At 65.4% G+C, this 13,341-nt stretch carries 11 protein-coding genes and 3 pseudogenes; 8 read left to right on the forward strand and 6 right to left on the reverse strand.

Features of this window, described 5'->3' with window-relative positions; all coding sequences use genetic code 11:
• The 8 genes and pseudogenes from QZY06_RS10090 to QZY06_RS22200 all read left to right on the forward strand — a co-directional run.
• Positions 1-811: phosphoenolpyruvate carboxykinase (ATP) (locus QZY06_RS10090; protein WP_295683625.1), on the forward strand; the 811-nt coding region annotated here is incomplete at its 5' end.
• A 197-nt stretch (positions 812-1,008) separates the two neighbouring features.
• Positions 1,009-1,593: a GspH/FimT family pseudopilin gene (locus tag QZY06_RS10095; RefSeq protein ID WP_295683628.1), complete on the forward strand. Its 585-nt coding sequence runs from the start codon at positions 1,009-1,011 to the stop codon at positions 1,591-1,593.
• Positions 1,565-2,041, forward strand: coding sequence for a type IV pilus modification protein PilV (pilV, locus tag QZY06_RS10100; RefSeq protein WP_295683631.1), 477 nt, complete (start codon positions 1,565-1,567; stop codon positions 2,039-2,041). The genes QZY06_RS10095 and pilV overlap by 29 nt, the downstream gene beginning before the upstream one ends.
• 25 nt (positions 2,042-2,066) lie before the next feature.
• Complete coding sequence (locus tag QZY06_RS10105; RefSeq protein WP_295683633.1) at positions 2,067-3,149, forward strand: PilW family protein; 1,083 nt, start codon at positions 2,067-2,069, stop codon at positions 3,147-3,149.
• Positions 3,146-3,736: a PilX N-terminal domain-containing pilus assembly protein gene (locus tag QZY06_RS10110; protein WP_295683635.1), complete on the forward strand. Its 591-nt coding sequence runs from the start codon at positions 3,146-3,148 to the stop codon at positions 3,734-3,736. Before QZY06_RS10105 ends, QZY06_RS10110 begins: the two co-directional genes overlap by 4 nt.
• Before the next feature lie 25 nt (positions 3,737-3,761).
• The gene (locus QZY06_RS10115) at positions 3,762-6,926 is read left to right on the forward strand and encodes a PilC/PilY family type IV pilus protein (RefSeq protein ID WP_295683637.1); all 3,165 of its coding nucleotides are present in this window, start codon (positions 3,762-3,764) and stop codon (positions 6,924-6,926) included.
• Positions 6,923-7,327: a type IV pilin protein gene (locus QZY06_RS10120; RefSeq protein WP_295683639.1), complete on the forward strand. Its 405-nt coding sequence runs from the start codon at positions 6,923-6,925 to the stop codon at positions 7,325-7,327. The genes QZY06_RS10115 and QZY06_RS10120 overlap by 4 nt, the downstream gene beginning before the upstream one ends.
• Positions 7,328-7,363: 36 nt before the next feature.
• Positions 7,364-7,891: pseudogene (locus tag QZY06_RS22200) on the forward strand (hypothetical protein).
• On the opposite strand, the pseudogene glmU reads toward QZY06_RS22200, so the two are convergent.
• The 6 genes and pseudogenes from glmU to QZY06_RS10155 form a co-directional block, all read right to left on the reverse strand.
• Positions 7,833-9,209: pseudogene (glmU, locus tag QZY06_RS10130) on the reverse strand (bifunctional UDP-N-acetylglucosamine diphosphorylase/glucosamine-1-phosphate N-acetyltransferase GlmU). The pseudogenes QZY06_RS22200 and glmU overlap by 59 nt on opposite strands.
• A gap of 130 nt (positions 9,210-9,339) precedes the next feature.
• Positions 9,340-10,830 (reverse strand): SulP family inorganic anion transporter, encoded by a 1,491-nt coding sequence (locus tag QZY06_RS10135; RefSeq protein WP_367275608.1) that lies wholly within the window; start codon positions 10,828-10,830, stop codon positions 9,340-9,342.
• 62 nt (positions 10,831-10,892) lie between these two features.
• Positions 10,893-11,690, reverse strand: coding sequence for a carbonic anhydrase (locus QZY06_RS10140; RefSeq protein WP_295683647.1), 798 nt, complete (start codon positions 11,688-11,690; stop codon positions 10,893-10,895).
• Positions 11,691-11,824: 134 nt separating this feature from the next.
• Complete coding sequence (locus QZY06_RS10145) at positions 11,825-12,295, reverse strand: hypothetical protein (RefSeq protein WP_295683650.1); 471 nt, start codon at positions 12,293-12,295, stop codon at positions 11,825-11,827.
• Positions 12,296-12,571: 276 nt separating this feature from the next.
• Positions 12,572-12,991 (reverse strand): F0F1 ATP synthase subunit epsilon, encoded by a 420-nt coding sequence (locus QZY06_RS10150; RefSeq protein WP_295683653.1) that lies wholly within the window; start codon positions 12,989-12,991, stop codon positions 12,572-12,574.
• Positions 12,992-13,038: 47 nt separating this feature from the next.
• Positions 13,039-13,341: pseudogene (locus QZY06_RS10155) on the reverse strand (F0F1 ATP synthase subunit beta); the annotation flags it as partial.

A 13,341-nucleotide genomic window follows, 5' to 3' on the forward strand; every position in this document is an offset into this window, starting at 1 on the left:
GTGCAACCTCGAAGGCGGCTGCTACGCCAAGCTGATCAATCTCGACAAGTCCGCCGAGCCGGTGATCGCCGAAGCGCTGTCGAAGCCGGGCACGATCATCGAAAACGTGCCGCCGCTGCCGGGCAAGACGATGGCCGAGTGCCATCCGGACGAGCTCGATCTGAACGACGGCTCGCTGGCCGAGAACACCCGCTTCAGCTATCCGCTGAGCGTGGTGCCGAACGTCATGCCGAACGGCCAGGGTCCGCATCCGGAAACCATCGTGCTGCTGACCGCCGATGCCTTCGGCGTGCTGCCGCCGATCTCGATCCTGGAGCCGGCCGACGTGATGTATCACTTCGTCTCGGGCTTCACGGCGCGTGTGGCCGGCACCGAAGTCGGCGTCACCGAGCCGCAGCCGACGTTCAGCGCCTGCTTCGGCGGCCCGTTCATGGCCCACAAGCCGAACGTCTACGCCAAGCTGCTCGCCGAGAAGATGACCAAGCACAAGGCGCGCTGCATCCTGCTGAACACCGGCTGGAGCGGGGGCCAGTACGGCACCGGCAAGCGCATGAGCCTGAAGGTGACCCGCGCGCTGCTCAACGCGGCCCTGAACGGCGAGCTGGACGGCGTCGAAACCGAAACCCAGCCGATCCTGAACCTGAAGATGCCGAAGTCCTGCCCGGGCGTTGATGCCGCGATCCTCAATCCGCGCAACACCTGGACCGACAAGGAAGGCTACGACGCCACGGCGACCAAGCTGCGCGACATGTTCCGCAAGAACTTCGAGACCAAGGGCTTCGCTGCCTTCGGCATCGAACCGCGCATCTGAGCTTCGACTCGCGGTAAGGAACCCGGCCTCGCGCCGGGTTTTTTATGGGCGCGGCCACCTCTGCTGACTCGCGCCGCCCGCCCAAGCACCACTCGTCGGCTATTTAGCAGCACAACTAAAGTACTAGAGCAAGCGGCCGTTATTGCCTATGGCCGACGCTCCGATTGCCGGGCGCCGCCATTCGCCAGGACGCCGCCATGCCCCGAACCGAGACTCGAACCCAGCGTCGAATCGCCCGCCGATCCGCCCGCGGCTTCTCGCTGCCCGAGCTGATGACGACGCTGGCGATCGTCGCGATCACCGGCACCCTGGCAGCACCGGCGGTTGGCGATCTGATGCTCGGCAACCGCATGGCGACCGAGGCGAACACGCTGATCAGTGCGCTGAATTTCGCTCGCAGCGAGGCCGTCGGCGCCGCTCGCGTGGTGTCGCTGTGTCCGTATCGGGTGGTCGTCGGGGCTACCGACGTCAACGCCCGCTACCAGTGCGTCGACAGCCTGAACTGGTCCGGTGGCTGGATGGTGGTGCGAGCGACGGTCGATGAAGCCGGCACGGCCAGCGGCGGTCAGCAGGTGCTGAAGCTGTTCGGTTCGCTAGGCCCCGGCGATGCGCTGACCAGCAGCGCCAACCGCATCAACTATTTGCCGACCGGCTTCCTCGCCGATGCCAGCGAACCGAGCTTCCGCCTGCGGCCGTCGGCTTGCACCGAGGACCAGCAGCGCAACATCTCGCTCAGTCTGCAGGGACGCCCCTATGTCGCGATCTCGTCCTGCACGGCCTGAATCGCCGACGTTTTCCTCCGCGCAGTGTCAGCGCGGCGCCGGGCTGATCGAGATCCTGATCGCCGTCGTGCTGCTGTCGATCGGCCTGCTCGGCCTGGCGTCACTGCAGGTGCTGAGCCTGCAGCACAGCAGCAGCGCGGCGCTGCGGACCGAAGCCGTGGGCCAGTCCTACGATCTGCTTGACCGCATGCGCGCGAATCGCGCCCAGGCAATCGGCGGCCGCTACAACCTCGCCTTTGGCGACGCCCCCAGCGCTGCCGATCTGGCGGCCACCGATCTGGCCAGCTGGAAGGCGGCACTCGATGCCGCGCTGCCGGCTGGCGACGGCCAGGTGTTCGTCGAAGCGCAGGTGGTGACCATCACCGTGCGCTGGCAGGAACCGGGGCGATCAGGCACCGGCGCCGGCAATGACGGCAGCGGCGTGGTCAATCTCCGCACCCAGCTGTGAACGCGCTGTGACGGGGCGGCGCCCGATGCGGAAGCTGGCCGGCCTGGGGCTGATCGAAGTGATGATCGCGATGGTCATCGGCCTGGTATTGCTCGCCGGCATCTACCGCGTCTACCTGACCACCGCGCGCACCTCGGTCACCACCGAATCGCTGGCGGCGCGCCAGGAAGCGATCCGCTACATCAGCGAACGCATCGGCCAGGACGTACGCATGGCCGGCTATCGCGGTTGCCTGAGCGATACCGGCGAGATTCGCAACGCACTGAATCCGAATCCGGCCACTGCTGGCAGCGGCCGCACCGAGTTCACCCATAGCGATTTCCGCTACCGCTACGACCGCTACGCCGAAGGCTTCGATGCCACCGCCAGCGGCTGGTCACCGGCACTGCCGAGCAGCCTGAGCAACGTCGTCGCCGGTACCGATGTGCTGACCGTGCGCGCCAGCCTCGCCGCCGATGTCTTCGTGATCCAGGACATGGCCACTAGCTCGGCCGATCTGCGGATCAATCCGGTGACGCCGGCACCGCTGGCAGCCGGCAACATCGTGATGGTCGCCGATTGCTCGGGTGCTGCGATCTTCCAGCTCAGCGCCTACACCGTGGCCAGCAGCAACAATTCGCTGGGCGTGCCGGTGAGCTATGGCAACGTCGCTCACAACGCGATCAGCTTGCCGGCGCCCGGCAACTGGACCCAGGACCTCGGCCGCAAGTTCAGTGCTGGCGCGCAGCTGATCCGCATCGGCACGGTCAGCTATCTGATTCGCAACAGCGCCCGCGGCAGCGGCCCGGCTCTGTGGCGGGTGGTCGACGATCAGGCGCAGGAAATCGCCGAAGGTGTCGAGAATCTGCAGGTGCTGTACGGCGACGACAGCGATGGCGACCGCGTCCCCGACGTCTATCGCCCGGCCAGTGCCTTCACTACCAGCGACGCCTGGCGCCGCGTGGTCAGCGTGCGCGTGGCGCTGCTGGTGGCCGGCAGCAGCCGTCGCGCCGGCGCCAATGATCCGCACACCTTCGATCTGCTCGGCGTCAGCGTCGGCCCGTTCAGCGACGGCCGCCTGCGCCGGGTCGTGACCCTGACTCTGGCACTGCGGAATCGTCTGCCATGAACTCGGCCATGAAACCGCGCGGCGAACAGGGCGTGGTGCTGATGATCGGCCTCGTGGTGCTGGTGGTGCTGTCCTTGCTGGCGGTCGGCTCGATGCGCGCCACCACGCTCGAAGAGCGGATGAGCCACAACAGCCAGGATCGCCAGATCGCTTTCCAGGTGGCCGAAGCGGCCCTGCGCGAAGCCGAACTGACCCTGACTCAACCGATGCTGCCAGCCTTCGTTGCCATCACCAGCGCGGCCGCCGATGGCTTCTATCTGCCCGATCCGCCCAACCCGGATGCGCCGAGCGTGGCCTACAAGCCGGTGTGGCAGCGCACCTCTGCCGATACGGCGTATCCGTCGTGGCGGCCGGCCTCGGTGACCAGCGATGCGCCGCCAGCGCCGATCGATCTCGCCCGCGGTGAATACCTGATCGAGCAGCTCGAAGTGATCGACGAACCCGCGCCCGGCGAAAGCCTGCAGGCCGACGCCACTCAGGATCGCCGCGAACGGATCATCTATCGAATCAGCGCCCGCGCCTGGGGTGCCAATGCGGCTGCAGAACCGGCACCGGTGGTGTTGCTGCAGTCGACGTTCAAGCGCTGAGCACCCAGGCCGATAACTCCTGACCATGCGCGCCTCCATCGCCCGTTATGCCGCAGTCGCACTGATCGCCATCAGCGGTTCCGCGCAGGCGGTCATCCCGCTGTCGAACGCGCCGCTATTCCTGTCCACTGCCGTAGCGCCGAACGTGATGCTGCTGTTCGACAACTCCGGCAGCATGGAAAACATCATCTGGGCCGACGGCTACAACCCGTCGACCACCTACGCCGACTGGAGCCCGCGTACCTGCGGCAACAACAGCAACACGCAATGCTGGACCGCCACCGACGGCAATGTCGGCATGAGCGACATCAAGGTCGGTGGCTGCTCCAGCGGCCGCCTGGAGGGTCGGCAGAACGGTACCGGCACGCGCAAATGCCTGAGCCTGCCGACACCGTCCGGCACCAATACCCGCTACACCGGCAACTACCTGAACTTCCTGTTCGCGACCTACGCGAGCAACAGCAATCTCACCACCGGAGCTATCCCCAACGAAACCCGGCTGAGCGCGGCAAAAAGTGTGGCGACCGGCATCGTCAACGCCAATCCGACCCTGCGCTGGGGCCTGGCGCGCTTCAATCCGCCCATCAGCGGTGGCGATCAGGGCCCGGGCGGCAAGATCGTCGCGAGCTGCGGCAGCACGCCGGCCACCGTCACCAGCGCCATCAACGCGCTGGCCGCCGACAGCAACACGCCGTTGGCCGAAACCTTCTACGAGATCACCCGCTATTTCCGCGGACTGACTTCGTACTACAACACCGGCACCTACACGAGCCCGGTGCAGTACCGCTGCCAGAAGAACTTCGTCATCGTCGTCACCGACGGCTTCCCGACTTACGACAGCACGTTCCCGACCAACGACCCGGACGATCTCGCCAACAGCTTCCTGAGCCTGCCGAACTGGGATGCCAAGGCGCCATCGACGACCTCGGCAACCTATCCGTTCTTCCCGCGCTACTCCGATGGCTTTCGCGGCCAGAGCGGCACCAGCGAAAGCCAGGAAGCCTGGACGCTGTATCTCGATGACATGGCCAAGTTCGCCTACGACACCGATCTGAAGAAATCCGGCAACGATCTCACTGGCGTCAGCTACGAAGATGCGACGTTCAAGACGCAGCGTATCCAGACTTATTCGATCGGCCTGGCGATCAACAACCAGATGCTGCAGGACGCCGCGGAGTACGGACAGGGCAAGTCATACACCGCGAACAACGCGTCGCAGCTGCAGACCGCGCTGCAGAACGCGCTCAACGACATCGCCGCGCGAACCAGCGCGGCCGCATCGATCGCGACCAACTCCACTCGCCTGACCGCCGATACCGCGATCTACCAGGCGCGCTTCGCCACTGGCGACTGGAGCGGCCAGTTGCTGGCGCTGCCGGTACGGCTGGACGGCACCGTCGGCACGCCGATCTGGGACGCCGCCCTGCGCCTGCCGGCCGCTGCGAGCCGCAACATCCTGACCTACGACCCGACCCGTTCCCTGGGCAATCGCGGCCGCAGTTTCCTCTGGAGCCAGCTGAACAGCACGCAGATCGCGGCGCTGAACAAGGACGGCGCCGGCACCACCGACAACAACGGCCAGAACCGCCTCGGCTGGCTGCGCGGCGATCGCAGCAATGAGGGCGACGTGGCCCCCGCACTGCGCCGCCGCAGCGCCACCACCGTGCTCGGCGACGTCGTCAATTCCGATCCCGCCTTCGCTGGCCTGCAGGACTACGGCTATGCGCAGCTGCCGGGCACCGAAGGGACCAGCTACACCGCGTTCCGCGACAGCGCCGCCTACAAGGCCCGCCCGGCGATGGTCTATGTCGGCGCCAACGACGGCATGCTGCATGGCTTCCGCGCCACCGACGGCGTCGAGCAACTGGCCTACGTGCCGGACGCCGTCTACAGCGGCCTGAGTGCGGTGAGCGATCAGGCCTGGAACCAGAACCATCGCTATCTCGTCGACGGTGCCGTGCGCCTGCTCGATGCCCGAATCAACGGCAACTGGAAAACAGTGCTGCTCGGCACGCTGGGCGGCGGCGGCAAATCGGTGTTCGCGCTGGACGTGACCGATCCCACCAACTTCGGCACCAGCAACGTGCTGTGGGAGTTCACGCCGAGCAGCGACGTCGACATGGGTTACTCGTATCCGCAGGCCGCGATCGTGCGGCTGGCCAACGGCCAGTGGGCGGCGCTGATCGCCAATGGCTACAACAGCACCAATGGCAAGGCCGTGCTGTATCTGGTCAAGCTCGATGACGGCAGCGTGATCCGCAAGTTCGATACCGGTGTCGGCACCGACAACGGCATGTCGGCACCGATCCCCGTCGATATCGACGGCGATCGGGTCACCGATCTGATCTACGCCGGCGATCTGAAAGGCAATATGTGGAAGATCGACGTACGCGGCAGCAACCCGGCGGCCTGGGATTTCGCTTTCAAGAGCGGCACCACGCCAGTGCCGTTGTATCGCGCCTGCAGCGCCGACCCCTGCACCACCAGCAATCGCCAGCCGATCACCGCGCGGGCTGAAGTGGGCATCCATCCGGACGGCGGCTATCTCGTCTACTTCGGCACCGGTTCGTACTTCCGCAGCGACGACAACACCGCCGGCACGGTCGGCAACACGTTCTACGCAATCCGCGATGCCGACAACGGCAGCGCGCCACCGAACAGCCGCGCTTCGCTGCTCGGCCAGCAGGTGATCGCCACTGTGACGCAGGCTTTCGGCAGCCAGACCGAGAAGGTCCGCGCCACCACCAACAACACGCCGACCGCCAGCCAGCTCGGTTGGTATCTGAACCTGCCGGACGCCGGCGAGCGTCAGGTGTCGACGCCGATCCTCCGAGGCGGCGCAGTGATCTTCACCACGCTGATCCCGAACACCGCGGCCTGCGGCTTCGGCGGCGACAGCTATCTGATGGAAATCGACGCGGTCAGCGGCTCACGACGCGTCACCACACCGTTCGATCTCAACCGCGACACCGCGTTCAACAGCGAGGACCAGATCGTGGTCGGCGGCCTGCGGATGTCGGTCAGCGGCCGGCAATCGAAGGAAGGCATCATCAAGACGCCGGCGATCATCGCCACCGGCGCCTTCGAAGTGAAGCTGGCCAGCGGCACCACCGGCGGCATCGACACCACCATCGAACCGCCGCCCACCGTCGAGCCCGGTGGCCGCTTGTCGTGGAGACAGATGCGATGAAGCACACGCAAAGCGGCTTCACGCTGATCGAGCTGATGGTGGTGGTCACGGTGGTCGCGCTGCTCGCGATGATCGCCCTGCCCAGCTACCAGAACAGCGTACGCAAGAGCCGTCGTACCGATGCCCGGATCGCGCTGATCGAACTGGCGCAGACCTTGGAGCGCTGCCAGACCCAGTTCGGCCGCTACGACGATTCCGCCTGCGTGATCACCAGTCCGCAGGACAGCGCCGACCATCGCTACAGCGTCACCGTGGTCCGCGACGCGAGTAGCTACACCCTGAGCGCGACCGCCCAAGGTGTGCAGGCCGATGACCTCGGCTGCCGCAGCTTCAGCCTGAACCAGCTGGCTGAGCGCAGCGCCGTCGACAGCAGCGGGGCCGCCAGCAGCGCCTGCTGGTGACACGCCCACGTCGCGTGTATTTGTTCTAATTCGCGCATGGTCACGCCCTGTTCCGCCCTGCCCGATCACGCCCTCGCCGACCTGCTCGGCCGCTGGGGCTTGAGCATCGTCTGGCTGCCGGCGGACGCCACTATTCCCGGCAGCTACTGGGGCGAGCCGGAAGCCGGCCTGGTCGGCGCGCAGCTCTATCTGCGACCGGACACGCCGGTGCATTCAGCGCTCCATGAAGCCTGTCACTGGATCTGCATGGACGACGCCCGCCGCGCCGGCCTTCACACCGATGCCGGTGGCACCGACACCGAGGAAAACGCGGTCTGTTATCTGCAGTGCCTGCTTGCCTAGCAACTGCCTGGCTACTCGCGCGCTCAGGTATTCGCCGACATGGATGCCTGGGGCTACAGCTTCATCCTTGGCTCGGCAGCGGCCTGGTTTGCAGGTGATGTCGACGATGCCCGGAGCTGGTTGCTTGCGAATCGCCTGATCGACGATCGCGATCAGGTTCAGCTCAGCCCTTGGTCGGCCGCTTCCAACTCGGCAACGAACGCTGCTCTCGCGAGCGGTTGATGGTCAGCTGCTCGGGCGGTGCGTCCTTGGCGATCGTCGAACCAGCGGCGATGTAGGCGCCTCGGCCAATGGTCACCGGCGCGACCAGCTGGCTATCGGTGCCGATGAAGGCGTCATCGCCAATCGTCGTCGTGAACTTGTTGGCGCCGTCGTAATTGCAGGTGATGACGCCGGCGCCGATGTTGACCCGCGCGCCGACCACCGCATCGCCAACATAGGCCAGATGGTTGGCCTTGGACCCGTCGCCGACCGTGGTCTTCTTCAGTTCGACGAAGTTGCCGATATGCACGCCGTCACCGAGCACGGTGCCGGGCCTGAGCCGCGCATAGGGGCCGATGATGCAGCCGCGGCCGGCGCTCGCTTCATGGAGCACCGAGAAGGCGTCGATGCGGGTACCGGCGGCGATGCTGACATCGCGCAGCAGGCAGTACGGGCCGATCTGCACGTCATCACCGAGTTCGACCTTGCCTTCCAACACGCAGCCGACATCGATGCGCACGTCGCGGCCGATCGTCAGCGAGCCGCGCAGATCGAAGCGCGCCGGATCAGCCAGGTACAGACCGTCGCGCTGCAGTCGCTCCACGTTGCGGCGCTGGAAAGCGCGCTCGGCACGCGCCAGTTGCAGCGGATCGTTGACGCCTTCGACTTCTTCACTGGCAGCCGCACTGACCGTGCGCACGACGATGCCGTCCTTGGCCGCAAGGCCGACGACATCGGTCAGGTAGTACTCGCCGTTGGCGTTGTCGTTGCCGACATGGCTCAGCCAGCGGCGCAGACGGCGTGCGGGCGCGGCCATCAGCCCGGTGTTGACCTCGCGAATCTGGCGCTGCTCCGGTGTGGCGTCCTTTTCCTCGACGATGCCGGTCACGCGACCCGCAGCATCGCGCAGGATGCGGCCGTAGCCGCGCGGCTGATCAAGCGTGACGGTGACCAGTGCGAAGCCGTCCTTCGCGGCTGCGATCAACGCCGCTACCGTCTCCGCCGTGATCAGCGGCACGTCGCCATAGAGCACGACGACCAGCGCGGTATCTGGCACCTCCGGCATCGCCTGCGAGACGGCATGTGCAGTGCCGAGCTGCTTCTGCTGCAGCACCGAGCGCGGCCGTTCCGTCGAGCGGGACTCAAGCCAGGCGCTGACTTTCTCGGAGCCATGGCCGAGCACGACGTGCTACAAGGCGATGCCGGCAGACGCTGCGGCATCGAGCACGTGGCCGAGCATCGGCTGACCGCCAACCGGGTGCAGCACCTTGGGCAGCGCGCTTTTCATGCGCGTGCCCTGGCCTGCGGCGAGAACGATGGCGTGGACTCTGTCTGTCATGGCGTGAGCGCTGGAATTCAGCGGCGATGATAAGGCCATTGCAACGGCCATAAAAAAGCCCGCCGCGCGAATCGCGAGGCGGGCCAAAGTTGATCAGCCGGTCTCGAAAGACCCGCCGATCAGCCGGTTTTCAAGCCGTGACCTGAACCAGTTCGCGGCGTTCGTCGCCGCCTTCGGAACGGCTCTTCAACAGTTCCCAGTCGACCAGCAGCGCAGAGCCGTTGACCGGCGCCATGCGCGCCCAATCCTGCAGCAGCACCAGCACCGCGTAATCGACGTGCCGCAGACGTTCGATGTCCAAGGTCAGCTCGGTGCCCGGTTCGATGTCGTCGAGAATCTTCACGATCCAGGGAATGTTCAAGAAGGTGGCGAAGCCGACCATGCGCAAGGTCTTCTGGTTCGGCTGATTGCCGGCCTTGAGATTCAGGTGCAGGCGTGCCGAACGCAGCGCCAGGCGTAGCAGCGCGAAGCCGATGCCGACCATCACGCCCATCAGCAGATCGGTGGCGACGATCACCAGCGCGGTGACCGCGTAGACCGCGACATTGCCGCGACCAAACTCGGCCAGTTCCTTGACCTGCGAAGGCTTGACCATCTTGAAGCCGGTGTAGACCAGGATGCCGGCCAGCGCTGCAACCGGCGCCATGCGCAGCAGCCACGGCAGCAGCAGCACGAAGGCGAGAATCCAGGTGCCGTGCAGGATCGTCGACAGCCGCGAAGTCGCGCCCGCCTGCACGTTCGCCGCGCTGCGCACGATCACGCCGGTCATCGGCAGCGCACCCATCAAGCCGCAGATGGCGTTACCGACGCCCTGAGCCGCCAGTTCGCGGCTGTACTTGGTGCGCGGGCCGTTGTGCATGCGATCAACGGCGGCGGCTGACAGCAGCGTTTCGGCGCTGGCGATGAACGCGAAGGCGAACGCCGAGACCAGCAATGCCGGTTTGGAGAACAACAGCATCGCGTCCTGTGGCAGCACCCAGTCGATGCCGGCAACCAGATTGTCCGGCAGCGCGACCCGGTTGATCGGCAGCTGCATCAGCTCGGCGATCGCCGTCGCCGCAACGATCGCGAACAGCACGCCCGGGAACAGCCTCAGCTGCTTAGGCCGCAGCTTGTCCCAGGCCAGGATCATCGCGATCGTCGCCAGGCCCAGCAGCGCCGCCTGGGCACCGGCGCCGTTGGTGATCGAGTTGAAGATCAGCTTCGGCGCCGCGAAGAAGTTCTGGAACCCGGTCGGCAGCGGCTTGGCATCGAACATCACATGGAACTGCGACGCAATGATCAGCACGCCGATGCCGGCCAGCATGCCGTTGACCACCGCCGGCGACACCATGCGGAACCACATGCCAAGGCCGGTGATGCCGGCCACGACCTGGATCAGCCCAGCCAGCAACACCACCGGGCCAAGCGCCACGATGCCGTGCGTCTGCACCAGTTCGAACACCAGCACTGCCAGGCCGGCCGCCGGACCGCTGACCAGCAGCGGCGAACCGGCAATGGCACCGACGACGAGGCCGCCGATGATGCCGCTGATCAGGCCCGCCGCCGGCGGCACGCCGGACGCGATCGCGATGCCCATGCACAGCGGCACGGCGACCAGGAACACCACGATCGACGCCAGGAAGTCAGCGAAAACATTGCCGCTGCGCGCCGTGCTGCCGGCGACATTGTTCGTCGCGGTGCTCACAGATCGGTTCCGGCGTAGGCCACTGCGCGAATGCCATTGGCGCGCGAGGCTGCCGTCGACGGGCGTCGCTTGCCCTCGGCGAGCGCATCGGCTGCTGCCACCGGAATCGCCGCGGCGGCGCTGTCGTCCTGAATTTCCAGGGTGACGAACTTGCGCTCATCCGGATCGAAAACCCGGATATCGGCGGTTTCGATGTCGTAGATCCAGCCGTGAATGCCGAGCTTGCCGGAGGCGATGCGGGCAGCGACCGACGGATGGGTCCGCAGATGGTCCAGCTGGGCAATGACGTTTTCTTCGGTCAGTGCGTACAGACGAGCCGAATTACTGTCGAGCGTGTAGTTCTCGTCGAGCACATGCTTGGCCACTTCGGCATGGCGCAGCCAGGCGGCGACGGCCTGCATTTCGCTGACACTGGCCGGATTCAGCGTCGCTTTCATCGCGCCGCAATCGGAATGGCCGCAGATGACGATGTCCTTCACGCCGAGCGCCACCACGGCGTATTCGATCGCGGCCGATACACCGCCGGTGAACTGCGCATACGGCGGCACGATGTTGCCGACATTGCGAACCACGAACAGCTGGCCCGGATCGCTTGAAGTGAAGTACTCCGGCACCACGCGCGAATCCGCGCAGGTGATCACCAGCGTATGCGGCGCCTGGGCCGAAGCCAGCTTCTTGAACAAACGCTGCTTGGTCGGGTACGTGACCTTGCGAAACAACTCGAAACCCTTGATCAGCTTTTCCATCTCGTCACCTTGTATGTCGTCGGACGAGACTGCGGCGCGCATCTTCATGCGGACACAGTTCGATCGTCACGTTGAGGAATATCGGATTGCACTACTTGCTCGATCCGCCGGCGGCATGGCGCCGCGTTGCGGGTAGGCCCTGGAGACTCCGGCTACCGCTCAAGCGGCAGCCGAGAACGAACTCAGGCCTGGAGCAAACGCCCAGCGATCCGGAGATCCGGAGGGCGGAAAGTTTCCGACGACATGCGGGTGATGGCGCCAAAGTCCCTGTTGCGGGCAATGCGGCCAACCGCGGGTTGCATCTGATGCGTGAATTCACGCAGGAAGAACAGCTTGATGTCATGCGTTTCGTCGAGGGCCACCAGGGCCATGACGTCGGCTTCGCATTCATCGCCTTCGCTGCCGGCAGAGCAGTCGACAGCTTCGTCGTCGACCTGCACGGCAAGCGCTTTTGCGGCCGCGATATCCACGGATTTCGCCGACGCCACAATCGCCGCCGCATCGGACCCCGGCACGCGCGGATTGTCCCGAATCGCGGATACCGATTGCGCCACCCAGGTCACCGTGCACATCGCGAACACGAGCAAGGACGCAATCCGCATGGCGCGGGTCGCGACGAGTCGTCGGATGGTGGTGAACAGGGAGACTTGCATCGGTCTGGATTCGGTTACTCGTGCCTGGAACATCTGTGGGACATTGCAGAACGCAAAAAGTGCGCCTCCGCTTCAATGGCTGAACCTGCAGTCAACACCATCGGAGCAAAGCCTGCCCCATATTTACGGACTTGCCGCGTCACTTTCAAGACAAACCGACGGCTGGATCGATCAGCGGCGGCGATCACAAGGCCGTGAGGCGCTTCAGGACCACCATGAAAAACGCCGACTCAAAGGCCGGCGTTCGATTTCACAACACGATCAGCCCGCGCCGTATCAGTGCGTCGACTTCTTGATCTTGGTCAGGAAGTCGGCAAGCGCGACCGCCTGGATCAGCTCGGCCTGGGCTTTCGCCAGATCGACGTCGCTCTTGGCGTTCGACAGCTTTTCCTCGGCACGGCGCTTGGCTTCGTTTGCCAGCGCTTCGTCGCAGTCCTTGGCGCGGATTGCGGTATCGGCAAGCACGGTCACCAGATGTGGCTGCACTTCGAGAATGCCGCCGCCGACGAAGAACGCCTGCTCGCTGCCGTCTGCCTGCCTGACGCGCACTGCGCCCGGCTTCAGACGGGTCAGCAGCGGCGCATGACGCGGCGCAATGCCGACTTCACCCATTTCTGCCGGGGCGAACACCATCGATGCCTGACCGTGGTGGATCTGGCCTTCGGCGGAAACGATGTCGATTTCGATGGTTGCCATTGCTTACTCAGATGCGGGTCGGATTGATTCTGCGCTTGCGCGACGAATCAAAGCTTCTTCGACTTCTCGACCGCTTCGTCGATGGTGCCGACCATGTAGAACGCCTGCTCCGGCAGCGCGTCGTGCTTGCCGTCGACGATTTCGCGGAAGCCGCGGATCGTTTCCTTGAGCGACACGTACTTGCCCGGCGAGCCGGTGAACACTTCGGCAACGTGGAACGGCTGCGACAGGAAGCGCTGGATCTTGCGCGCGCGGGCGACGACGAGCTTGTCTTCCGGCGCCAGTTCGTCCATGCCCAGGATGGCGATGATGTCGCGCAGTTCCTTGTAGCGCTGCAGCGTGGACTGCAC

This window comes from uncultured Nevskia sp., from assembly GCF_903885465.1.
Classification (GTDB): Bacteria; Pseudomonadota; Gammaproteobacteria; order Nevskiales; family Nevskiaceae; genus Nevskia.

Excerpts from the sequence above, each read along its gene's own strand:
- QZY06_RS10145 (WP_295683650.1), bottom strand. The coding sequence starts at position 12,295 with ATGCAAGTCTCCCTGTTCACCACCATCCGACGACTCGTCGCGACCCGC.
- pilV (WP_295683631.1), top strand. The coding sequence starts at position 1,565 with ATGTCGCGATCTCGTCCTGCACGGCCTGAATCGCCGACGTTTTCCTCC.
- QZY06_RS10140 (WP_295683647.1), bottom strand. The coding sequence starts at position 11,690 with ATGAAGATGCGCGCCGCAGTCTCGTCCGACGACATACAAGGTGACGAG.
- QZY06_RS10095 (WP_295683628.1), top strand. The coding sequence starts at position 1,009 with ATGCCCCGAACCGAGACTCGAACCCAGCGTCGAATCGCCCGCCGATCC.
- QZY06_RS10110 (WP_295683635.1), top strand. The coding sequence starts at position 3,146 with ATGAACTCGGCCATGAAACCGCGCGGCGAACAGGGCGTGGTGCTGATG.
- QZY06_RS10115 (WP_295683637.1), top strand. The coding sequence starts at position 3,762 with ATGCGCGCCTCCATCGCCCGTTATGCCGCAGTCGCACTGATCGCCATC.
- QZY06_RS10150 (WP_295683653.1), bottom strand. The coding sequence starts at position 12,991 with ATGGCAACCATCGAAATCGACATCGTTTCCGCCGAAGGCCAGATCCAC.
- QZY06_RS10120 (WP_295683639.1), top strand. The coding sequence starts at position 6,923 with ATGAAGCACACGCAAAGCGGCTTCACGCTGATCGAGCTGATGGTGGTG.
- QZY06_RS10105 (WP_295683633.1), top strand. The coding sequence starts at position 2,067 with ATGCGGAAGCTGGCCGGCCTGGGGCTGATCGAAGTGATGATCGCGATG.